26 protein-coding genes and 1 pseudogene are annotated in these 22720 nt (G+C 29.0%); 9 read left to right on the top strand and 18 right to left on the bottom strand.

All coding sequences use genetic code 11. The features are described from left to right. Positions 1 to 106: 106 nt before the first annotated feature. On the top strand, positions 107 to 1183 hold the full coding sequence (gene flhB, locus CAMP5118_RS04955; protein WP_263727667.1) for a flagellar biosynthesis protein FlhB: 1077 nt from the start codon (positions 107 to 109) through the stop codon (positions 1181 to 1183). Here the strand turns inward: flhB and CAMP5118_RS04950 are convergent. Then, a complete protein-coding gene (locus tag CAMP5118_RS04950; protein ID WP_337216759.1) occupies positions 1175 to 1954 on the bottom strand; it encodes a sulfite exporter TauE/SafE family protein in 780 nt (259 codons plus the stop codon). The two genes, flhB and CAMP5118_RS04950, sit on opposite strands and share 9 nt — an antisense overlap. Before the next feature lie 110 nt (positions 1955 to 2064). Here CAMP5118_RS04950 and pseA point away from each other — a divergent pair, with 110 nt between their 5' ends. The 3 genes from pseA to CAMP5118_RS04935 are packed head-to-tail and all read left to right on the top strand — an operon-like array spanning position 2065 to position 4548. After that, complete coding sequence (pseA, locus tag CAMP5118_RS04945) at positions 2065 to 3201, top strand: pseudaminic acid biosynthesis protein PseA (protein WP_337216758.1); 1137 nt, start codon at positions 2065 to 2067, stop codon at positions 3199 to 3201. Further along, the gene (gene hisH, locus CAMP5118_RS04940; protein ID WP_337216757.1) at positions 3198 to 3809 is read left to right on the top strand and encodes an imidazole glycerol phosphate synthase subunit HisH; all 612 of its coding nucleotides are present in this window, start codon (positions 3198 to 3200) and stop codon (positions 3807 to 3809) included. Before pseA ends, hisH begins: the two co-directional genes overlap by 4 nt. Before the next feature lies 1 nt (position 3810). Then, complete coding sequence (locus CAMP5118_RS04935) at positions 3811 to 4548, top strand: HisA/HisF-related TIM barrel protein (protein ID WP_337216756.1); 738 nt, start codon at positions 3811 to 3813, stop codon at positions 4546 to 4548. Here CAMP5118_RS04935 and pseH read toward each other — a convergent pair. Genes pseH through pseF form a run of 6 tightly spaced genes read right to left on the bottom strand, consistent with a single transcriptional unit; the run spans position 4516 to position 8562 of the window. Beyond that, positions 4516 to 4980: a UDP-4-amino-4,6-dideoxy-N-acetyl-beta-L-altrosamine N-acetyltransferase gene (gene pseH, locus CAMP5118_RS04930; protein ID WP_263679056.1), complete on the bottom strand. Its 465-nt coding sequence runs from the start codon at positions 4978 to 4980 to the stop codon at positions 4516 to 4518. The genes CAMP5118_RS04935 and pseH overlap by 33 nt on opposite strands. Next, positions 4977 to 5801 (bottom strand): UDP-2,4-diacetamido-2,4,6-trideoxy-beta-L-altropyranose hydrolase, encoded by an 825-nt coding sequence (pseG, locus tag CAMP5118_RS04925; protein ID WP_337216755.1) that lies wholly within the window; start codon positions 5799 to 5801, stop codon positions 4977 to 4979. The genes pseH and pseG overlap by 4 nt, the downstream gene beginning before the upstream one ends. Continuing rightward, positions 5785 to 6510: a WbqC family protein gene (locus CAMP5118_RS04920; RefSeq protein ID WP_263679058.1), complete on the bottom strand. Its 726-nt coding sequence runs from the start codon at positions 6508 to 6510 to the stop codon at positions 5785 to 5787. The genes pseG and CAMP5118_RS04920 overlap by 17 nt, the downstream gene beginning before the upstream one ends. Continuing rightward, a complete protein-coding gene (locus CAMP5118_RS04915) occupies positions 6507 to 7181 on the bottom strand; it encodes a class I SAM-dependent methyltransferase (protein WP_263679059.1) in 675 nt (224 codons plus the stop codon). Before CAMP5118_RS04915 ends, CAMP5118_RS04920 begins: the two co-directional genes overlap by 4 nt. Positions 7182 to 7183: 2 nt before the next feature. After that, entirely contained in the window at positions 7184 to 7870 is a 687-nt protein-coding gene (locus CAMP5118_RS04910) for a class I SAM-dependent methyltransferase (RefSeq protein WP_263679060.1), read from the bottom strand. After that, the gene (gene pseF / locus CAMP5118_RS04905) at positions 7861 to 8562 is read right to left on the bottom strand and encodes a pseudaminic acid cytidylyltransferase (protein WP_263679061.1); all 702 of its coding nucleotides are present in this window, start codon (positions 8560 to 8562) and stop codon (positions 7861 to 7863) included. Before pseF ends, CAMP5118_RS04910 begins: the two co-directional genes overlap by 10 nt. Before the next feature lie 61 nt (positions 8563 to 8623). Here pseF and CAMP5118_RS04900 point away from each other — a divergent pair. Next, positions 8624 to 9863 (top strand): annotated as a pseudogene (locus tag CAMP5118_RS04900) (DUF2920 family protein). A 13-nt stretch (positions 9864 to 9876) separates the two neighbouring features. Here CAMP5118_RS04900 and CAMP5118_RS04895 read toward each other — a convergent pair. Genes CAMP5118_RS04895 through CAMP5118_RS04875 form a run of 5 tightly spaced genes read right to left on the bottom strand, consistent with a single transcriptional unit; the run spans position 9877 to position 13785 of the window. Beyond that, positions 9877 to 10095 carry an acyl carrier protein gene (locus CAMP5118_RS04895; RefSeq protein ID WP_173787023.1) on the bottom strand — a complete coding sequence of 73 codons (219 nt, stop codon included), beginning with the start codon at positions 10093 to 10095 and terminating at the stop codon, positions 9877 to 9879. After that, entirely contained in the window at positions 10088 to 11155 is a 1068-nt protein-coding gene (locus CAMP5118_RS04890) for a beta-ketoacyl-ACP synthase III (protein ID WP_337215152.1), read from the bottom strand. The genes CAMP5118_RS04895 and CAMP5118_RS04890 overlap by 8 nt, the downstream gene beginning before the upstream one ends. Next, a complete protein-coding gene (locus CAMP5118_RS04885; RefSeq protein ID WP_337216754.1) occupies positions 11145 to 12668 on the bottom strand; it encodes an HAD-IIIC family phosphatase in 1524 nt (507 codons plus the stop codon). The genes CAMP5118_RS04890 and CAMP5118_RS04885 overlap by 11 nt, the downstream gene beginning before the upstream one ends. Then, complete coding sequence (locus CAMP5118_RS04880; RefSeq protein WP_173787020.1) at positions 12665 to 13567, bottom strand: class I SAM-dependent methyltransferase; 903 nt, start codon at positions 13565 to 13567, stop codon at positions 12665 to 12667. Before CAMP5118_RS04880 ends, CAMP5118_RS04885 begins: the two co-directional genes overlap by 4 nt. Further along, positions 13561 to 13785 (bottom strand): acyl carrier protein, encoded by a 225-nt coding sequence (locus CAMP5118_RS04875; RefSeq protein WP_039664483.1) that lies wholly within the window; start codon positions 13783 to 13785, stop codon positions 13561 to 13563. The genes CAMP5118_RS04880 and CAMP5118_RS04875 overlap by 7 nt, the downstream gene beginning before the upstream one ends. 83 nt (positions 13786 to 13868) lie before the next feature. Here CAMP5118_RS04875 and CAMP5118_RS04870 point away from each other — a divergent pair, with 83 nt between their 5' ends. Then, positions 13869 to 14090 (top strand): acyl carrier protein, encoded by a 222-nt coding sequence (locus CAMP5118_RS04870; RefSeq protein ID WP_337216753.1) that lies wholly within the window; start codon positions 13869 to 13871, stop codon positions 14088 to 14090. Beyond that, positions 14090 to 15136 carry a ketoacyl-ACP synthase III gene (locus CAMP5118_RS04865; RefSeq protein WP_337216752.1) on the top strand — a complete coding sequence of 349 codons (1047 nt, stop codon included), beginning with the start codon at positions 14090 to 14092 and terminating at the stop codon, positions 15134 to 15136. The genes CAMP5118_RS04870 and CAMP5118_RS04865 overlap by 1 nt, the downstream gene beginning before the upstream one ends. Positions 15137 to 15143: 7 nt before the next feature. Here the strand turns inward: CAMP5118_RS04865 and CAMP5118_RS04860 are convergent, their stop codons facing one another. From CAMP5118_RS04860 to dcd, 5 genes are read right to left on the bottom strand one after another with little or no spacing between them, the layout of a single operon-like run. Further along, a complete protein-coding gene (locus CAMP5118_RS04860) occupies positions 15144 to 15911 on the bottom strand; it encodes an AAC(3) family N-acetyltransferase (protein ID WP_337216751.1) in 768 nt (255 codons plus the stop codon). Next, positions 15908 to 17170: a DUF4910 domain-containing protein gene (locus CAMP5118_RS04855; protein WP_337216761.1), complete on the bottom strand. Its 1263-nt coding sequence runs from the start codon at positions 17168 to 17170 to the stop codon at positions 15908 to 15910. Before CAMP5118_RS04855 ends, CAMP5118_RS04860 begins: the two co-directional genes overlap by 4 nt. A gap of 4 nt (positions 17171 to 17174) precedes the next feature. Continuing rightward, entirely contained in the window at positions 17175 to 18305 is a 1131-nt protein-coding gene (gene pseC / locus CAMP5118_RS04850) for a UDP-4-amino-4,6-dideoxy-N-acetyl-beta-L-altrosamine transaminase (RefSeq protein WP_337216750.1), read from the bottom strand. Beyond that, complete coding sequence (pseB, locus tag CAMP5118_RS04845; RefSeq protein ID WP_337216749.1) at positions 18302 to 19309, bottom strand: UDP-N-acetylglucosamine 4,6-dehydratase (inverting); 1008 nt, start codon at positions 19307 to 19309, stop codon at positions 18302 to 18304. The genes pseC and pseB overlap by 4 nt, the downstream gene beginning before the upstream one ends. A gap of 50 nt (positions 19310 to 19359) precedes the next feature. Then, entirely contained in the window at positions 19360 to 19920 is a 561-nt protein-coding gene (gene dcd, locus CAMP5118_RS04840; protein ID WP_012661997.1) for a dCTP deaminase, read from the bottom strand. Positions 19921 to 20051: 131 nt separating this feature from the next. Here dcd and accB point away from each other — a divergent pair, with 131 nt between their 5' ends. Next, the gene (gene accB / locus CAMP5118_RS04835; RefSeq protein ID WP_173787016.1) at positions 20052 to 20501 is read left to right on the top strand and encodes an acetyl-CoA carboxylase biotin carboxyl carrier protein; all 450 of its coding nucleotides are present in this window, start codon (positions 20052 to 20054) and stop codon (positions 20499 to 20501) included. Position 20502: 1 nt separating this feature from the next. After that, positions 20503 to 21834 carry an acetyl-CoA carboxylase biotin carboxylase subunit gene (locus CAMP5118_RS04830; protein WP_087685488.1) on the top strand — a complete coding sequence of 444 codons (1332 nt, stop codon included), beginning with the start codon at positions 20503 to 20505 and terminating at the stop codon, positions 21832 to 21834. A 20-nt stretch (positions 21835 to 21854) separates the two neighbouring features. On the opposite strand, the gene CAMP5118_RS04825 is transcribed toward CAMP5118_RS04830, so the two are convergent. Continuing rightward, the gene (locus CAMP5118_RS04825; protein WP_173787015.1) at positions 21855 to 22682 is read right to left on the bottom strand and encodes a peptidylprolyl isomerase; all 828 of its coding nucleotides are present in this window, start codon (positions 22680 to 22682) and stop codon (positions 21855 to 21857) included. Between the last annotated feature and the right edge of the window lie 38 nt (positions 22683 to 22720).

Here is a 22720-nt window from a genome sequence, read left to right as displayed (position 1 = left end):
GAAAGAAAAAGTTTTAGTGGCTGGGATAACCTAAATCCAAGTAGTCAAATTTGTTGATACTTGGATTAAATGCTATAATTTTGCTTTAAAAATTTAAAGGTTTTTTATGGCTGCTGATGATCAAGAAAAAACAGAAGAACCCACGTCCAAGAAAATAGAAGATGCTCGTAAAGAGGGCAATGTCCCAAAAAGCCAAGACGCATCTGCTGTGGCTGTGCTTGTTATAGCTGTGGTTGTGGTGTTGTTTATGTTGCCTTTTATAGGTGAGAGAATTAGTGGTTTATATAGGTTTTATCAAAGCTTTATAGGTATAGAACTTGATTTAAAAATCTTGCAAAAAATTATTATAAAAACCATGATAGAAATGTTTATTATGGTTTTACCTATTACTTTAACGATTATGGTTGCAGGTGTGCTTGGAAATTTAATGCAATTTGGTTTTATTTTTACCACCAAGCCCATCACTCCAAATTTTAACAAAATTAACCCTATTAATGGTCTTAAAAATCTTTTTTCTTTGAAAAAAATCATTGAAGCTTTAAAAATTACTCTTAAAGTTGGAGTGGTTTTTGGAATAGCTTTTATTTTTTTATTACAATTTATGAAAGAACTTCCTAGAGTAGAACTTTATACGATTTATCCACAACTTTTATGGCTTAGAGATAAAGCTATTATCCTTGCGGCTATTGTGATTATAGCTTTTTTGGTTATTGGACTTTTAGATGTGCTTTTGGTAAGGTATCAGTACTTTAAAAATTTGCGTATGAGCAAACAAGAAATCAAAGATGAATACAAACAAAGCGAAGGAGATCCTTTGGTAAAAGGAAGAATTCGTCGTTTGCAAATGGAAGCAGCAAGACGCAGAATGGTGCAAGATGTCGCTAGTGCTGATGTGGTGATTACTAACCCTACTCACTATGCGGTTGCTTTGCGTTATGATAGCTCTAAAGAAGCTGCACCAAAAGTTTTAGCTAAAGGAGTGGACTTTTTAGCTTTGCGTATAAAAGATATGGCATATGAATATAATGTGATGATTTATGAAAATCCTCCTTTAGCTAGAGAACTTTATAAAGCTTGCGAGGTAAATGATCTTATTCCACCAGAGCTTTTTAAAGCAGTGGCGGAAGTTTTAAGCTTTGTTTATACTTCCAATAGACAAAAATTTGCCGATAGATTAAAATAAATTTAGCTTTTTAATCAAGCTTATAATAGTCATAGTTATAGAAAGAGTGTAAATGCCCAAAAGCGCTATACAGTGAGATTTGAGGTTGATTTTTTCCATGATTTTAATTCCAAGATAAACCCCTAGCATAGAGCTAAGTCCTACTAAGCTTCCATTTTGTAAGACTTCTTTATCAATAATGTCATTATATATAAAGGAACTAATCCCTGAAATGGAGGCAAAAATCACAAAAAATAAGCTAAGCGGCACTACTTTTTTAGTATCATAGCCTAAAAAATAAGCCAAAATAGGGGTGATTAAAAGCCCACCGCCAATCCCTAAAGATATGGCAAAAATTCCTGTAAATACGCCACAAATTAGCAAAATAGAATTTTTCAAGATGTTAGAGTGGTTGATATTTCCAATGGTACTTTTTTGATTAAAAGCAAATTTTAAAAAGAATACAATACTCACGCATAGAAAAATACTTGTTAAGGTTATATCTGAAAAATATGAGAGCAAAAGCCCACTAAACATCGCACCTAAAAAGCCTCCAAAGCCTATGATGAGTCCATCTTTTAAGATTAAATTTTTATTTTTATAGTTTAAATAGGAGCCAAAAATAGAAGCAAAAATCATTTGCACAACAGAAATTGCAACAGCATGGTGAGAGCTAAGCCCTAAAGTAAGCATAAAAGGAACGATAATCATACCACCGCCTATGCCAAAAACCCCTGAAGCCATACCCGAAAAAATCCCTATAATCATATAAGGAAGTAAAGTTAAATCCATAATTTATAAACCTTTAAATAAAAATATTGTAACAAAATAAAATTTATTTAGCTTTAGAAAATATAATCATAGTCGATTTATGATGATTATAAATATTTTTTGGAGTTAATATGAAATTTTGTAAAAAATGCGTTATGCCAGATACTAAGCCTGATTTGCATTTTAATGATGAGGGAATTTGTGATGCGTGTTGCTCGCAAGAAGCGAAAAATTATCACATAAACTGGCAAGAGCGTGAAAAAGAATTTCTAGAGCTTGTGAAAAAATATAAAAAACACCCCGTGTATGATTGTGTCATAGGAGTAAGTGGTGGTAAGGATTCTACTTTTCAAGTTTTAAAGTGTCTTGAGCTTGGGCTTAATCCTTTGTGTGTTTGTTTTGAACCAAGTATCCCTACTAAAATAGGTAAAAAGAATTTAAAAAATTTAAATAATCTTGGTGTTGATTTGATCCATATCAAAAGAAATCCTTTGGTATATAAAAAATTATCCCGTGAAGCTTTTGTAAGAACGGGCGATAATGAATGGCAAAACCATTTGGGGATTTTTACATGTGTTCCAAAGGTAGCTGTTGCTTTTGACATTCCTTTGATTATTTGGGGGGAAAGTCCGCAGATTGAGTATGGTGGGCCAGCTAGTTCTAAAGAAAAAAACACTTTAGATAGAGAGTGGCTTGAAGAATTTGGTGGACTTTTGGGTAATAGAATTTCTGATATGATTTGTGTTGATGGTATTAGAGAGAAGGATTTATATTTTTACACTTATCCAAGTGACGAAGAACTTCAAAGAGTAGGAGTTACAGGGTTATTTTTGGGATATTATTTTAAATGGGATTATAAGTATAATTTAAAATTAGCCCAAGAAAATGGCTTTAAAACTAGCGCAAAACCAGTTGAAACTACTTATGAGAATTTTGAAAATTTAGATTGTTATTCAAATCATGTGCATGATTACTTAAAATACTGCAAATATGGTTTTGGAAGAGCTACGGATAATGCATGTTTGGATATAAGACTTGGCTATATTAGCCGTGAAGAGGGTGTGAGACTTGTAAATAAATATGATGGAAAGCCACCTAAAAAGGCTATTAAGAAGTATTTGAAATTTAGTGGTTTTAGTGAAAAAGAATTTGAAAAAATTGTAGATTCTTATACTAATAAAAAGATATTTAAACGCGATGAAAATGGTAAATTCTTAAGAGATAGTGATGGATCATTGATAAAAAAAGATGAGTTTATTTTGAAATGATTTGTATTGTTGATTATCGTCTTGGAAATTTTAAATCTGTTTTGAAAGCTTTTGAAAAAATTAATCAAGAAGTGATTATAAGTTCTAAAAAAGAAGATATAAAAAATGCTTCTAAATTAATTTTACCAGGTGTTGGATCTTTTAAACAAGGTATGGAAAATTTAAAAAAGCTTGCACTAGATGAACTTTTAAAAGAATGTGTTTTAAAAGATAAAAAACCCATTTTGGGAATTTGTCTTGGTATGCAACTTTTTGCTAGCAAGGGATATGAGGGTGGAGAGTGTGAAGGGCTTGATTTTATAAAAGCAAGGGTTTTGAAATTTGATTTAAGTAAAGAAAAATTATTGCACAGTGGCTGGGATGATTTACAATTTAGTGATAAAAAAAGCAAGCTTTTTGATGGAATTTTAGAAAAAAGTGATTTTTATTTTGTGCATTCTTATTATGTAGAGTGTTTAGAAAGTGTGGAAACTTCTTTTTGTGAGTATGAAAAACCTTTTTGTGCAAGTTTTGAAAAAGATAATATTTTTGCTGTGCAATTTCACCCTGAAAAAAGCCAAAATGTAGGTTTGAAACTTTTGGAAAATTTTGCAAATTTAAAGGCCTAATATGCTTAAAACAAGAATCATATCTTGCGTGTTATTAAAAGATCATCAGCTTGTAAAAAGTATCAATTTTTCTTCTTTTAGAACTATAGGACATGTGGTAAGCACAGCTAGGATATATAATGCTAGAAATGTTGATGAGCTTATAGTTTTGGATATTAATAAAAACGGTGTTATAGATTTTGAAAGCTTAGAAGATATAGCTAATGAGTGCTTTATGCCTTTAACTATTGGAGGTGGGATTAGAACTTTAGAAGATATTAGAAAAGTGTTAGATATAGGTGCTGATAAAATTAGTATTAATTCTATGGCTTTGCAAAACCCAGATTTTGTCAAAAATGTGGCAAATACTTTTGGAAGTTCTTGTATAGTATGCTCGGTTGATGTAAAAAAAGACAAAAATAAATTTAAAGTTTTTAATAACGAAATTTTAGATATTGATCCGCTAGAACTTGCATTAAAATACGAATCTTTGGGAGCAGGGGAGATACTTTTAACAAGTGTTGATAAAGAAGGAAGCTCTTTAGGGTATGATTGGGAATTACTAGAGTATTTCAAAGGTAAATTAAAAATTCCACTCATTATTAATGGAGGGCTTTCTAAGCCTCAAGATGGGGTAAAAGCTACACAACTTGGTGCGAATGCATTAGCAGGTGCTTTTATATTTCATTTTAGTCAATATACTCCAAATGATGTTAAAAATGAGCTTTTAAAAAATAATATCCCTGTGAGGATTGTTTAAATTTACAAAATAAAAATTATTATCTTCTTTAATAATTTTAAAACCATGTTTTAAATATAAATTTAAAGCTTTTGTGTTTTCTTTGAAAACACAAGCGTTTAAAGTTTGAACTTTTAAAATATTAAAAGCATAGTTTTTAACTTCTTGCATTAAAAGCTCGCCTATACCTTTTTTTATACCATAAAGCCCAAATTCGCATGAATTGTTAGTTATATTGATAAAATCAATCACGCCTATAGCTTGTTTGCTATCATAAACTAAAAAGTATTTTTTAGTTGTATCTGTTTTTAGGCTAGATAAAAAGTTTAAATGCTCTTTTAAAGCGATATTTTGTGTTTTCATAAATTTAGCAATGCTTTCATTATTTCGCCATTTTAAAACGAGCTTGATTTCTTCTTGGTTTAAGTGGATAAAATCTTTTAAAACTATCATATAAAATTCTCCACTTCATAGCCTTTTTTAGCAAGCCAAGTTGCAATTTTTTCTTGATTTTTAGCATAAGCTATGGCTTTAAAATTTGCTTTTAAAATCAAAGCTTCATTGACTAATGAGCTTGCGCTAATGATGAGTTTTTTACTTTCATTCATTAATCTAGCAAGGCTAGGATGGTCAATGAGAATTTGTATATTAGAGTTTTTTTGGCTTAATTTTTGAAGCAAATTTAGATGAGAATTTGCTTTTGTGGTAGCTATGATGATGATTTTATTTTTGTTTAGTTTATTTGCTATATTAAAGGAAATGTTTTTTGGATCACTTCCCCCTATACAGATAAAATAATCATAAATTTTCTCTCTTTTTATCTTGCTTTCTTGGTAAAACTCATCGCGTATTAGAGCATAGGGAAAGCCACATCTTAATTCACAATACTTTGGCACTAAATTTTCATAATTGCTTTCTTTGGCATAAGCATTGACATTAAGTAAAATATCGCAAAAATGTTCTTTTATCTCATCATCAAAGCTAAGAATTTTAATTCCTGTTTCTAATTTAATGAGTTTTTCATCATCTGCAGTGATCTCATAATGATCAATGATTAAAAGATCAAAATTTTCCTTTTTGATGAGATTGATGAGTTCATATATACTAGCACTTGTTAGCTCATATACAGGATAAGGAATTTCATCTATTAAAGAGCCTTTTAGTGGTAAACAAGCAAAAGATACATCTTGGTATTGTTTAGCTAACAAAAGATCTCTTTTGATATGTCCGTGTCCTATAGCGCTAGAACTATCGCTTCTAAAAAGAACTCTCATTATTACACTCGTTTATTTTGACACATTCTTGAAATTTGATACAAGGCTCTTTTTCGTTAAATAAAAAATCTAAAATTCCCAAATAAGCTATAAAATTTACACCCAATTGAGTATAGGTTGGATGGATAAAATCAAAATATTCAATTTTTATATTTGCATTTTTAAAAATTTCTTTTGCCGCTTCTTTTTCAAGGTAATTTTTTGAGCCTTCTGGAGAGAGGTAATGATCAGCTTTTAATGTTTGACAAATTTCAAGTAGTAATTTTTCTTTTTTTTCATTTTTTAAATTTAAAGAAGAAGCTTGTAAAATAGGAGTTTTAATGTTTAAGTGTTCACAATATATTTTGATTAACTCCATGTTAAATTGTGCTAAATGTGTATGTTTAAATAAAGCTTTTTCTAAGATATTGTAGTATTTATTAAAATTAATACTTTTAGAGTAAGCATGATGAATAGTCTTTAAAAATTTAATTTTCCATTTATCATCTTTTTCAAATAATATATCTTGAAGTGATGTTTTTTGTGGTGCTTTTTGTAAATTTAGTCCTAGTAAAAAAGTTTTATCTTGTAATTTAATTTTGTTTCTATTTTGCCATGATCTGCGTTCAAATTGAACATTATCCAAAAAGACAAAAGTATCAACACTTTGTATCATATACATGTAGCCAAGCCATGGATTAAAGGTTGGCTGCATGATGGCTATTTTCACTTAATTTTTCCATAAATTACAATATCACTATCATTAACTAATCTTTCATCTTCTCCCATGATATTGGTATTTTCATAAGTAAGTACTTTAAAATCATATAAATTTAAATATTCTTTTAAAATTTCTACAAGTTCATATTCTTGGTAGAGAGTGTTTATACATCCAAGCTCTCCTGTGGTGTTATCGTTTGTGATTTTAAAACAATTATGAGCTATTTTTTCTCCATAGCCATATCTATAATCTTTTATGCTTCTTGTTCTTAAAAAAAACAAAGCATTTTCTTTATACATAGAATTTTCTTTGGAAATTTTTAATAATTTTAAAAAATCTTCTTTCAAAAGATAGTTAATCACATTAGGAATCATAAAAATATCTGCGTTAATATTTGGATTTTTTAAGGGAAATTCTAAGATATCATCATGAAAAAACTGATAGTTTTTGCATTGAATTACTTCTTTGAAATTGTAATTAGCATTGTTAATATTTTCTTGATTTAAATCAACTCCGATACATTCATAATCATAATTTGCAAATAAAGAAAGATTATTACCATTAGAACAGGCAAATTCCAAAACTTTTTGGTTGCTTTTTTGATGTAGTCCTTGTTTAAAAAAGAATTTAATTACAGCTAAATCTGGAAATTTTAAACCTTTTAAATCTCTTAAGTACATTTTTACTCCTTAGTGATTTTACCATAGATGATTATATCGCTATCTTTGATATAAATTTTATTTTTTATATTGATATTTTCACTTGTGATAACTTCAAAATCATATAAATTTAAATATTCTTTTAAAATTTCTACAAGTTCGTGTTCTTGATAAGCTGTGCAAAGACAATTTTTCTCACCACTAAATTCATCATAGTTTAAAATAAAACTATCGTTTTTTAATTTTTCTCCAAGTCCGTAGCGATGATCTTTAACACTTCTTGCTCTTAAGAAAAAATGAGCATATCCTAATTTATTTGTTTGATATAGGTTGTTTTGTTTTGTATCTTGCAGTAAAATTTTAAATTCATCTTTGCTAATGTAATTAATTACATTAGGTATTAAAAACACATCTGCATTTATATTTTGATGATTTTTAGCAAAATCAAGCATATTTTCATTAAAAAAACTTGCCTTTTGATAATGCATAATTTCTTTAAAATTATAAATAGCGTTTTCATGATTTTGTTTACTAAGTTCTACGCCGATACATTCATAATCATAATTCGCAAATAAAGAAAGATTATTGCCATTATGAGAGGCAAATTCTAAAACTTTTGCATTTTTCAAAGTGTCGAGCTTATTTTTAAAAAACCATCTTACAAGCTCCATATCAGGGTATTTAAAACCTTTGATTTTATTTATAAACATTTATTACCTTTGTGAAACTGATATAGTATTTTAGCAAATTCTAAGTCTTCAAAGGTGTCAATATCGCAAATTTTATTCCTTGGAAGTAAAAAGGCTTTAGAATAAGGTTTAAACATAAAATCTTCTTCTAGCCATGCTTCTTTTTTGCCAAAGTAAAATGCACCACCATCGTGATAAGCTTTAGTAAGATCTTGTGAGCGTTTGTGATAATTTGACTCATCAAACATATAAACTTTGTTTTGTTCATCAAGGTAAAAACCTCTTTGTATAGGGTATTCAAATTCACAAGCTGAAAATAAAAATTTACATTCATTTTGGCTAAATTGCTCAAAAGCTTTTTGCAAGATAAACTCATCTATAAGCGGAGCTGTTGCGTATAAGCAACACACATTTTCATAGATTTTACCTTGTTTTTCTAGAGTGATGATGGCATTTTGGATTACAGCGGTTGAGCTTGCATAATCATCACTTAATTCTTTTTTGCGCACAAAAGGAGCTTTTGCACCATATTTTAAAGCTACTTCGATGATTTCTTCATCATCGCTTGAGATAATCACATCATCAAAAATACTCGAATTTAAAGCACTTTCTATGCTATAAGCAATCAAGGGTTTTCCTAAAAAATCAATGATATTTTTTCTAGGAATACGTTTAGAACCACCACGCGCAGGGATAATACAAAGATTTTTCATAAACTCTCTTTAATTTTATAAAAAATAAGTATAATTAAATTTTAATTTTAAAAGGCTTAACATGCTCATAAATCAAACCTATTTCATAGACTCTTGTGACGATGTAGAATTAAATATAAAAAGAGAAAGTAAATTAGAATTTAAATTAACTTATGATGATAGTAAAGAAATAGAGGCTATTGTTTGTATTATAAGTGGCATTGGTGGGGATATAAAAAGATGATTTATATTTAAGTGATTATTGTGCTAGAAATTATAATGTAGCAGTTTTAAACGTAAATTATCATTGCATAGGAAATCGTCCTCAAACTGGGGCTAAGATTTATCTTGATGATATTGATAGACTTATATTTGATACAAGTTTAAAGGCTATTGGTATAGAAATTCCTTATGATATATCAAAACTTAATTCTTTTGAAGAATTTCATCCTGCTATGGATTATCTTGATAAAGAAATTCAAAAAAATAAAAATAATTGGGAGATTGATAGGAATTATTATTTAGATTTAAGTGCAAGTTTACAGCCTACAAAGAATGAATATCAAAATTTTGGTATCATGCAAGCAACAGATATACTAAATGCTCTTTTATATATTAGAAAAAATTTCGCTTTTAAAGCTATGGGGGGGGGTATAAAGCATATTTTAGTTGGAGCATCTCATGGAGGATATTTGGCAAATTTATGTGCAAAATTAGCTCCTTGGCTTGTTGATGTTGTGGTGGATAATTCTTCCCATGTTAGCCTTACTGATTTATGGAGGGTTATAGGTTTTGGCAAAGAAGTTGATTTTACCGAGTATTATTCAGTTGCGACTTTTAATTTCTTTCAAAATATAAGATTATGCTGTTGTGATAAAACATTTTGGACTACAAATAAACAATTACCTTATTATTTTTCATTTGCTAGAAAATTAATTAGAGAAACATTAAATAAAGATCATCTAAATATACAAGCAAAATATCCAAATCCAAAATACATTGCTTATCATTCTAAATTTGATGAATGGGTGTCTTTAGAAGAAAAAGAAGAATACGTTGATACTTTAAAAAAACATGGATTTGATGTTGAATTTATAAAAGTTATAGATGAAAAACAAATAGATGGTAAGTTTATTAAAAATCTAACTCATGGTATGGGTATACCTATGAAATTACTTATTAAAAAACACTTACCACAAATTTTACAAGAACCTTTAAAAGATAAAACTTGTAAAAAAGAAATCTCATACAAGTGTGATGATTTAATATATACTTTTAAAGAGAAAAATGAGCAGATTGTTTTAAGTGTGGAAAGGGTTTAAACAAATATTTTGTTTAAACACCAGCTAAAGCTAAAAGATCACTTACTTTTTCACATTTTTTAAGATCATCACCGTTAATTTGCTTACCAAGTGAGTTTTTAAATAATACCATGATAGATACAAAAGCTAAGCTATCCCATTCATCAATATCATCTAAAATCATATTTTCTTTCAGTGTTTCATCCATATGCATAGCTTCGCTAATAGCTTCTAGTAATTCTTCTTTAGTCATTTTTTTCTCCTTTATAAATTGAAATTGTATCAGTTTTAAAGTTTTTATCAAAATTTATATAAGCACTTCCCCAGGCATATCCAGCGCCAAAAGCACTTAAAATGGCATTAAAATCATTTTTTTGTATTTCACAAAGTAAAGCAGGTAAAGAGCAAGCACTCAAATTAGCATATTTTGACATCAAAAAATTTGGTGCTTTAGAGCTATCAATACCCAAATCATTTATAATAGAATCAACTAAAAATTGATTGGATTGATGCAATAAAAAATAATCCACTTCATCTTTATTTTTTTCACAGAAATCAAGCATTGCTTTTATACTTTGACTTTCAAGATTAAGCGCTTGGTTAAAAATTTCAGCCCCATCCATGTAAAGATTATCTAAGCCCCTATGTTTATTGGTTTGAAATATTTCTTTATTGGAGCTTTTACTCTCATCAAGTTTAGCAAAAGCTCTATTAGGTATGATGAGTTTATCAAAACCTTCTCCATTAGAATAAAGCTTAAAAAACGATTTTTCATTTGCACAACTTATGAGTGTTGCGCTTACTCCATCACCAAAGATTGGAGCTAAATTTGCATTCAAAGGGTTTATGGTTTTGCTTAAAGTATCACCACAAATTAATAAAATATTTTTTGCATTTTGATTTTCTAAAAAAGAAAAAGCTATAAATAAGCCATATAAATACCCCGAACACGCTTGATTTACATCAAAAGCTATAGTTTGAGGCTTTAAATTTAATCGTTTGTGAAGATAGTTTGCACATGATGGCATAAAAAAATCAGGAGTTTGTGTAACAAAAATCACCATATCAAGCTCATTTTTATCAAAATCAAGTATTTTAAATAAATTTATACTTGCTTCATAGGCTAAATCTGTTGTGCTAATATTTTCATCAGCGATAAATCTTTTTTGTATGCCTGAAATTTTTTTCATTCTTTTTAGCATTTTGACATCATTTTGAAAAACATCTTCTAAGCAATCATCTATATTTATGCATTTATTAGGCACACAAATGCTTATGCCCGCTATTTTGGCTTTATTAAAACTAGCTTTCAATTATAAGTCCTTCGTAATTTATCATTTTTTTTTGGATTAGAGCAAAATTTTCTTTTATATTTGCATTTAAACTATATAAAAATTCCAAAAATGGCATATTTCTTTCGCCTTTTTGAAAGTATAAAATACATTCTTTTGTATTAAAATACAGGTGTAATAACTCTATAGCCTTATATAGCATAATTTTTTCAAGCCTTCTTCCTAAGGCTCTACAACTTATGCAAAGATCTTTTATGATTAAATTTGTTTCATCTTCATAAGCTACAAAAATTGCTATAATACCACTATCGCTTAATTTATCACTCATACTTATAGTCAAAATAGCATGTTTTTGCATAAATTCTTTGCACTCTTTTAAGCTTAATCTTGAGTAGTTTGATATAAATTGATTAGTTTTATTAAGTAGTTGCGAAATTCTTTCAAGTTCATCTGCGTGGTTGATATGAAATTTCAAACAAATTTGTAATTTTTCAAAATACTCTTTAGGGTTAAGCTTGCTAAGCTCTTGTCTTTGTAAATTTGCTTTAATATCAGCACTTCTTAACTCATCTTCCTTGCTAAAGCTTGTTTTTAAAAGTCTAGGATAGAGCTTTAAACTATAAGCACTATTTTCATCAGCTAGTAAGGTGTTAATATGAAGGTGTGATACATTTTCAATTTCGGCTATATTATCATCAATAAACAGCACGCTATCAAAAGCTATATTAAAAAAATTTATAATTTCTTTAATATTTTCGTCTTTACTTTTCCAATTAGCCCTGATTATACTAAAATCATCAAGTTGTAATAAAAAGTCTTTTCTTTGTGTAAAAAGTTTTTTCACATCTTCTTCTTCGTTTTTTGAAGCAATGGCAAGTAAAAAACCTTGATTTTTTAAATTTAAAAGCTCACTTTGCAAGGCTTTATGATTGCTAGATAAAGCAAGATTTTCAATGCCATCTTCACCTAAAATTCCTTGGTATAAGGTATTATCAAGATCTATGATGATTGCTTTTAAAGTCGGTTGTAAAAAGCTAGGTAGGATTTTTAGTCCTAGAATTTGGGCTAATTTTACACAAGCTTTATTGCTAAGTCTGCTTGCATTTATTTCAAAATTACTATCATCTATGATGAGATTTTCATCTAAAAAGGGCTTTAGTATTTCACAAATACTATATTCTTTTAAGCTTGTATCGCCAAGTAAAAGTGTGATGATAGGAGCGTTGCTAATGCTTGATAGTTCTTGTATTTTTTCTTTGATAAAATCATCTGCATTTTTTTTATAATCGTTTAAGTCTATAAAAATGATGTTTAAATCTGCTTTTTGAAAATTATCATAACTTAAACTATCATCATAAGAGCTTATGTTAAATTCAGCCTTTAATTTACTAAAGGCTAAAAATGCGTTTAGTATGCTTGAAATCACTTCAAAAGAATGATTTCTAAAGACATTGATAGTAATTTTTTTATGATGATTTTCTTTGCTAAATTTTATGAGATCATTTCTTTTTAAATTCGGTGAAAAAAGATTCATTCTTTTACCAAAACTACTGCCATTACAATAGCATTCTTTGTTTTTAGTGCTTTTTCTAAAGAATAATTATTTGCCATAAAATATTCACATTCTTTGATTTTCAATCCTGCTTTATTAAGTAATTCTTTGACTTCATCAGGATGAGAAAATAAATAAATATGATCAATAGCAGGAGCGTTGATAGGTATAGTCGCAAAGATTTCTCCATTATCATTTAATAAGGCTTTTACATCTTTCATAAATTGTAAAGGTTGTTCAACATGTTCTAAAACTTCTCCCATTACTACCAAATCAGCTTTGTTGTTAAACTCACATTTGGTAAAATCTTTACATATAAATTCGCATTTAGTATTTATTTTACCAAACTGATTTTCTACCATATCCTTGCTCATTTGACAACTTATAGGAGATATATCAATACCAAAATATTCTTTAAATTTTTGACTTCTTAGGGCTTTAACAAAAAACTCACCATGCCCTGGCCCTATTTCAAGATAGGTATTTTCTTGATTTTGTTTTTCATCTATATACTTAGCAAAATATCTTCTAACCTCAATATGAGCATTCCATATAAAAGAAGATATGGCAAGACCCACCATGTATTGCTTCATATAGTTTTCATTAAAATACACCATATTTTCTACTTCTGCTAAGGTGCTATATCTATATTTTCCAAATTCTATAAAATATCTAGTTTCTTCTAAAGTATCATTTAATACAACTATATAGCTTTGAGCTTGTTCTTCTAAAGTAATATTTAGTGTATCTTTGTAATAAACAATAAGCTTTTCTAAATCTTCATATTCTTCTTTAGAGAGTTGTAATCCATCTAAACATTTTTTGTGTAGTGGATTTTTTTCTTCTATTAGCTTAAATAATTCTTTTGTATTTTCTAGCATAATTTCTCCTTAATAGCTTGCAAAAGTTCATTTTGTGATTTTAGCTGACTTAATTCATCTTTGCTAAATTTGATTTCAAATTCTTCTTCTAAACTCATGATTATATCAATATGGTTTAAAGAAGTCCAATTTTTACAATTTTGCATGCTTAAATTTGAATTCTCATTGACTTTTACTTCGAGTATATTTTCTAAAATTTCATAAAATTTATTTTCCATAATTCTTATAAGCCTTTTTTGATGTTATTTGTGTATAATCGTCAAGTGTATAGTTTTTTTAATCTTTTAAAGAAAGAAATTTTATGAAAAAAGATGATTTTTTAAATTCAATTGAAGAAATTCTAAGTATTCCAAAGAATAGTTTATTGGAAGATGATATTCTTGAATACTTTCAAGATTGGGATAGTATTGCTTTTTTTGAATTGAGTGTTTTAATTGATAAAGAATTTAATCTTAAGGTTAAACCTGAAGATATTAAAAAATTTATTAGTGTCAGAGATATTTTAAAATCTGTAGGTTTTTAATGGTAATTACTAATGCAAAAATATCTTATATATGCGGTATACTGCCTTCGCATAAAATAAACAATTATGATAATGAATTGTTTAGTGATAGAGTAAAAAGTAGAATTATCAAGTCTTCCGGGGTTGAAAATAGATATATTTTAAACCGAGAAAATGGTGAATCAATATTGGATTTATTTATAAAAGCGGGCCAACATGTAATAGATGTATTATCTTGGGATAGAAACTCTATCAAAGGTATTATAGTTGTCTCACAAACTCATGAATATAGATTTCCGGTTACAGCAGCACTTTTGCAAAATAAATTAGGTATTCATAATAATTGTTTTGCTTATGATATTGTAATGGGGTGTTCTGGGTATACTTATGGCTTATTTAGTGCAATGAGTCATATTAATTCAACGCATGATAGAGTTTTATTATTTGTAGGTGATGCAATAAATGATTTTGTTTATCCTAAGAATAAGTCAGTTGCTTTTTTATTTAGTGATGGTGCTAGTTGTACAGCTTTAGAGTACTCAGAGGATAAAAATTATAAAAATACATTTGCATTTGAAACATTTGGTGATAAAAGCCAGTTAATTATAGCACAAGATGGAGGTAATAAAAATCCCATAAGTCTTTCTTCGTTTGAAGAATTTGTTGATGATGATGGAAATATTAATATTGCAGCTTGTATGGAAATGAAAGGAATAGAGCTTTTTGATTTTATGTGTAATACTGTTCCTGATAGTATTTTAAATTTTATGAAAAATAATAATTTTAATATTACAGACACTGAAAAGTTTTTTTTACATCAGGCAAATGTTTTTGCATTAAAAGAAATTGCTCGAAAACTTAATATTACAGATAAAATGGAAGAATTGATGCCTATAAATATTCATAAATACGGAAATACTAGTTGTGCTTCAATTCCTATTTTGATATCAGAACAAGGAGAAATAAAATCTGAAAATGTTTTATTATCAGGGTTTGGAGTTGGAATTTCAATATGCTCTTTATATATTGCAAAATTAGAATGTTCTACTAAATTGTTGTTTTATTAATAAAATATCATAAATATATATATTGATTATTTTTAAAAGATTTCAATGTTGAAGCAAAAATTTGTTTTACATCAGATATAAAAATACTATCCCCTCCAAAAGAAATGTTTTTATAATTTTGTGTTGAAATTAGAAAGTTTTTTATTTTAGTTGCATCTGGATATAAATTTTCTTTCCTAACATAAAAATTTATAGATTTTTTATGTGTTTGTTTATTCTCATCTATTATTAATCCTTCAAATATTTTATTATATCTATAATAAATTCCGAAATATTCTTCAGGGTAGTGAAAATAAGTAAAAGATAAAGTATCTCCAAAGTTTATCAATTTCCCATTTTCTTGTGTTAAAATATCATACACACAATTTTCTCCAAAGCAACTTGTAGTGTCTTTTAAAAATAATTCTTCTTTGGCTCCTTTTATAGCAAAAGAAAATATAGGATCATTGGTGCGTTTTACTCCTACTTGTTTGCGAAAATATTCATTTAAAGCACCCATTTTTGTAGGAGAATTTAATTTATCATAAACTTCATTTTTGCAAAAACTATAGGTAAATGTAGGCATGATTAAAGTACCTTCTTTACCTATAACTTCAAAAAAACAATCTAATATAGTTTGTAAAAATTCATTTCTAGGAAGCAAGGGTGTGCCAAAATTAAAAAGTTCAGTATGCACACACAAAATATCACCTTTTTTGATGCCAAGTTTTTTAAAAGCTTCTATTAAGTCAATATTAGAGTATTTTTTGTCATTATGTTCTAAGAAATATTTCATTTTATTAATCCGTGAAATTTTAATTTTTCTATTAAATCTTTTAATTTATAAGCTTGTATATTTAGTTTTGAGGCTATATCTAAAACATCATTCTTTCCATCACAATATGCTAAAAAATTACATGATATTGGTATATCATTGGTTGAAGAAGTATTGATAGTATGATATAAATCTCTTTTGCCTAAATTGGGTTCACAAAATACGGTATTTTGATAAATTTCATTCACTTCTAAATTCATGATGATTTCTTGCATGGCTTTTAAGCCACCTTGCAATCCTTCTTCACTGATGAAATTTAAATCATCCTTGCTAGTATGATATTCTTTATATTCTAGATACTTACTTCTACAAATTCCGACTACGGGTAAATTTACCAAAGGAGAGCAGTATTGTCTTTCATCGCTTCCTCTATCTAAAAAGCTAAATTCTTTAAAATTGTTTTTTTCTTTTAAAGTATGCAAAGCTACTTTATCTGCTAGGGTATTTTCACTTGGAGTGCGAATGAGTGAGTAAGCATTATCATCACCTATGCAAGAGAGTACAAAACCTGCTTTGGTATGTTTTTGCAAATGCTTTAAATGTTTACTAAGATAAACTATACTTCCTATGGTTTCAGGAATAAAAACAAAACGATAATTGTATTTTCTCTCTTTTAGTCCTAAAAGCCATTTAGCTAAAAACACAGCTACCACAGGGCCACTTAGCTCGTTATTTGCCATAGATGGATGACAAAGATAAGTGGAGATTAAAATTTCATCTTTTATTTTTTGCGTGCTAGGTATGAGTAAGTCAGCATAGTTTAAAACCCCATTTTCATGGTGTTTTGCATCGATGAAAACTTTATATTTTCCTTCTTTTAGTTTAATTCTATCTTCATGTTTTATGCAAAAACCCCAACGCCTTTTATAATAGCTTGTCACATAAGGTATAGCATCAGGCATATCCTCTATAGAGTAAAGGTGTTCTTGTAAGCTTGCTAGATTAAGCTCTGTGTCTATGCCTGTGCTATAGTTTAATACATGAAGATTATTTCGCTTAAAATCACAAATTTTTTCTCCATTTGGAGTGATGATATAAGCATCGTTTATCTCCCATTCAGCAGGTACTTCCCAGTCAAACACTTTACTCCCGCTTGCTATAGAGTGAATTTTTAATATACCCCCCCCCATAGCCTCATCAAGTATTTTTAAGCTTTGTCTAAAGCCTTTCCCGGTAATACTTCTGCATATAGGAAAAAGCTCACAAGCTAGCTCATACATACTTTTACTCACAACAAGCCTTTTTAGTTTCTTCTAAAATCTTAAATAAACTATCTTTAATAAATTGTGCTTCTTTTAAACTCATTTCTTGATGAGCAGGTATACTAAGTTCAGCTTTATAAAAATTATTCGCATTTTCTAAAAATAAATTTCCATATAAATTTTTATAAAAACTAAACTCATAAGTAGGTTTATAATGTACTTGCACGCCTATGCCTAAATTCAATAATTTTTCAAAAATAATCTCTTTTTGACAATAAAACTCAGGGAAAAGCAAAATAGGATATAAATGTCTTGAGCTTTTTTTATAATCTTTGATTTTTATAGTGCTAAAATAAGGATTTTTTTCAAATTCTTTATCGTAAAAACTTGTGATGATTTCTCTTTTTTCTAGCATATTATCAAGTTTTTTAAGTTGATTTATACCCAAAGTACAAGCTACATCACTTAAGCGATAATTATAGCCTAGTTCAATCATATCACTATCCCAAAGTCTTTTTTTGACTATGCCATGACTTCTTAAAAGCTTGATTTTTGAGATTAATTCCTCATCATTGCTAACAACCGCACCACCTTCAAAGGTTGTGATAGGTTTAACAGGATGAAAAGAAAATATACTCAAGTCTGCCATAGAACCTACTTTTTGATCTTTATAAATAGCACCTAGAGCATGACTTGCATCATCAATTAGTGGGATATTGTATTGTTTAGCTAAGGCTAAGATTTCATCCATTTCTACGCTATTTCCCGCAAAATCAACAACACAAATTGCCCCTATATTAGAGCTATCTTGGCTTAATCTTAAAGCAAGTTTTTTCTCATCAATATTTCCATCACTTTTTACATCTATAAACTCAACCCTAGCACCTGCCATTAAAGCTGCATTTGCAGTTGCAGTAAAGGTGATGGGAGTTGTTAAAACAATTTTATCTTTTACATTTAAAGACAAATATGCAAGATGTAAAGCAGAAGTGGCTGAATTTAGCACGCAAGCATATTTTACACCCACATATTCACAAAGGGCTTGTTCAAATTCTTCAACCTTTCTTCCACCGGTTAAAAAATCATCTTTTAAAGCCTCGCAAACTACTTGTATGTCTTGTTCGTCAATATTTTGATGAGAATAAGTTATCATTTTTCAAGCTCTGTATGATTTATTATATTTAAAAGCTCTTCTTGGCTAATCCATGATGGATTATTATCTGAGCTATAAGAAAAGCCATTAGAAACTTTTTTGCCCTTTTGCCCTTTTGCATTTATGCTAAAATTAATTTCCATATTAGTAAATTTAATACTTGGACTAATAGCATAATAATTTTCAAATTCATAAGTTAAGTGACTATCATCACTTGAAATCATAATTTCATGTAGTTTTTCACCTGCTCTTATACCTATGATTTTATGAGCTAAATTAGGAGCCATAGTTTTAGCTAAATCTACAATTTTCATAGAAGGAATTTTTGGTACGAAAATTTCCCCTCCATGCATATAGGCAAAATTATTCAGCACAAAATTAACCCCATCTTCTAAAGATATCCAAAATCTTGTCATTCTCTCATCTGTGATAGGAAGTTCTTTAACACCTTCATTGATGAGTTTTTTAAAAAATGGTATAACAGAGCCTCTTGAGCCCACTACATTGCCATATCTTGTAACGCTAAATTTAGTGTGAGAATTTCCTGCTATGTTATTTGCTGCTACAAAAAGCTTATCGCTTGCAAGCTTTGTAGCTCCATATAAATTAATAGGATTACATGCTTTATCAGTTGAAAGTGCGATACATTTTTCTACATTATTTTCCAAACACGCATCGATTACATTTTGTGCTCCGTGGATATTAGTTTTTATACATTCCATTGGATTATATTCTGCAATTGGCACATGTTTCATAGCAGCTGCATGGATGACAAAATCTACATCCTTCATCGCTATATTTAATCTTTCTTTATCTCTTACATCACCTATAAAATAACGCATGCAATTATTATTAAATTCTCTTGCCATTTCAAATTGCTTGAGTTCATCGCGTGAATAAATTATGATTTTTTTGGGGTTGTATTTTTGAAGTAAAGTTTTAGTGTAAGTTTTTCCAAAACTTCCTGTACCACCGGTGATTAAAATGCTTTTTCCATTAAACATATATATTTTCCTATTACTTGGCTAAGTTTTTATATCGGTTGAAAATAAAATTATTTTAAAATTCTTGGTAAAGTTATACCTGTTTGGGCTTGGTATTTGCCTTTTTTATCAGCATATGTTACATCACAAGGCTCATCTCCTTGTAAAAATAAAACTTGAGCTATACCTTCATTAGCATAAATTTTAGCAGGTAGTGGGGTTGTGTTTGAAATTTCTATAGTGATATGTCCTTCAAAACCTGGCTCAAAAGGAGTTACATTCACTATAATACCACACCTTGCATAAGTACTTTTGCCAAGGCAAATTGCTAAAACATCATTTGGCATTTTAAAATACTCAACCGTTCTTGCAAGTGCAAAAGAATTTGCAGGTACTATACATACATCACCTACAAAATCTACTACATTTTCTTCTACAAAATTTTTAGGATCTACAACAGTGGAATTTACATTAGTAAAAATTTTAAATTCTCTTCCAACTCTTATATCATATCCATAGCTTGAAAGCCCATAACTAACTATACCTTTACCTATATTTGCTTCGCAAAATGGCTCTATCATATTGTGTTCTAATGCCATTTTTTTGATCCAATTATCTGCTTTTAAGCCCATTTTTGTCCTTTATAATTAAAGTGAATTTTTAAATTATATCTTAAAATAAAAGTAAAAAATAAATAATTGAAGTTATTTTTAGTATTTTTATATATAATTATAAATTAAGTCTTATAAATTAAGGAGAATATATGACAAAAGAAGAAATCAAAGAACTAATGCAACTTTTTGCAGAAGCAAGTATAAGCAAGATTAAAATAAAAGAACAAGATGGATTTGAAATAGAACTAGAAAAAGATTTATGTTGTGAATTACCAGCTCCAGCTCCTGTTGCTCCAGCTCCACAGCCAATTAATGTAAATGTAGTTAATGAGACCAAAGCAAGCTCAAACTCTTCTAATAAACCAACTATCAACAGCCCTATGGTAGGTACTTTTTATCAAGCTCCAAGCCCAGGTGCAGCACCTTTTGCTAAAGCAGGACAAACTATTAAAAAAGGAAGTACTATAGCAATTATTGAAGCGATGAAAATCATGAATGAAATCGAAGCTGAATATGACTGTAGAATAGTAGAAGTATTAGTTGCAGATGGTCAACCTGTAGAATTTGGCATGCCTTTATTTGTGGTGGAGAAATTATAAAATGGAAATTAAAAAAGTTTTAATAGCAAATCGTGGAGAAATTGCATTAAGAGCTTTAAGAACTGTAAAAGAAATGGGAAAAAAAGCAATTTGTGTGTATTCTACTGCAGATAAAGATGCTTTGTATTTAAAATACGCTGATGCGAGTATTTGTATAGGAAATGCTAGAAGTTCAGAAAGTTATTTAAATATCCCAGCTATTATTAGTGCGGCTGAAATTAGCGAAGCGGATGCGATTTTTCCAGGGTATGGATTTTTAAGTGAAAATCAAAATTTTGTTGAAATTTGTGCAAAACACAACATCAAATTCATAGGCCCTTCAGTAGCTGCTATGGCACTAATGAGTGATAAAAGCAAAGCTAAACAAGTAATGCAAAGAGCAGGTGTGCCTGTAATCCCAGGAAGCGATGGAGCTTTAGGTGGGGTTGAAGCAGCTAAAAAGCTTGCCAAAGAAATCGGCTATCCTGTGATTTTAAAAGCAGCAGCAGGCGGTGGTGGCCGTGGTATGCGTGTAGTTGAAGATGAAAAAGATTTGGAAAAAGCTTATTGGTCAGCAGAAAGTGAAGCTATGAGTGCTTTTGGTGATGGAACTATGTATATGGAAAAATATATCCAAAACCCACGTCATATAGAAGTACAAATCATAGGAGATAGCTTTGGTAATGTGATACATTTGGGTGAGAGAGATTGCTCTATGCAAAGACGCCATCAAAAACTTATAGAAGAATCTCCTGCAATTTTACTAGATGAAAAAACAAGAGCAAGACTTCATGAAACAGCAGTAAAAGCTGCTAAGGCTATTGATTATGAAGGTGCAGGAACTTTTGAGTTTTTAGTAGATAAAAATTTAGATTTTTATTTTATCGAAATGAATACGCGTTTGCAGGTTGAGCATTGTGTAAGTGAGATGGTAAGTGGGGTAGATATTATCGAGCTTATGATTAAAGTAGCAGAAGGGTATCCTTTACCAAAGCAAGAAGAAATTAAACTTAAAGGCCATTCTATAGAATGTAGAATCACTGCTGAAGATTCCAAAACTTTCTTACCTTGCCCAGGTAAAATCACAAAATACGTAGCTCCAGCAGGACGCAATGTAAGAATGGAAAGTCATTGTTATCAAGATTATAGCGTGCCTCCTTATTATGATTCTATGATTGGAAAATTAGTTGTTTGGGGAGAAGATAGGAACACAGCTATTTCTAAAATGAAAATAGCCTTGCAAGAGCTTATTGTAGGTGGGATTAAAACAACTAAAGATTTTCATTTAGCGATGATGGATAATGCAGATTTTATCAATAATAATTATGATACAAATTATCTTTCAAGACATTAATTTAAGATAGGTTTTTTAACCTATCTTAATTCTTCTATATGAGCATTTGCTCTTATTTTATCAAGATGATTTTTTAAGGCTTGTTCTTTTTGAGTTAGGGTATAGACATTGCTAACTTGATCTTTGATTAAGTCAAATTCGATAGGATTTTTACCATATTTTTCTTTTACAAAATATACTATATAAGCATTTTCACCATTTAATACCGGAGTAAATTCTCCTATTTTTGTATTGTTTAATAAAGCAAGTAATCTTGGATCTAAACTAGCTGCGTTTAAACTAATGGCTTTTGATTTAATTTGAGAATTTTTATACATAGGATTTTGTGCAAGCTGTTGTAAAAGTTCTGGATTAGTAGAATTATAAACAACTAAGTCTATATTTGAAAAAGTGCTAAATTTATCAAGATTGCTTTCGTAAAAATGTTTTAGTGTTTCATCATCGATATTGATTTTTGCATTTTGCATTATGCTTCTATAAAGCTTTTCTCTTTCAAGATCTTTTCTAACCTTATTTTTAAAAACTTCAAAACTTAAACCATCTTTTTCTATCTTTGATTGCAAACCATTAATGTCGGTTTTATTGCCTTTTGCTATTTGGGCTAATTTTTCATTAAGTTCAAAAGTACTTACATAAATTCCTAACTTTTTAGCTTCACTTTGTTGAACTTTATCATCTACTAAAAATGCTATAGCTTTTTGTTTATCGTCAGTTTTTAATTCTTTCATGGTTTGTTCTATATCATAAAGAGTAATAGGTTGATTTTCTACTACCATTGCTACGCCACCAAGGGTTTGAGCATATAAAATATTTGCAGCAAAACAACAAGATATTAAAAATTTTCTCATATAAAACCTTTATTTAAGTGTAAATATAGCATTATAAC

It is taken from the genome of Campylobacter sp. LMG 7929 (assembly GCF_024723595.1).
GTDB lineage: Bacteria > Campylobacterota > Campylobacteria > Campylobacterales > Campylobacteraceae > Campylobacter_D.
This window is presented reverse-complemented; position numbering and strand designations above follow the sequence as displayed.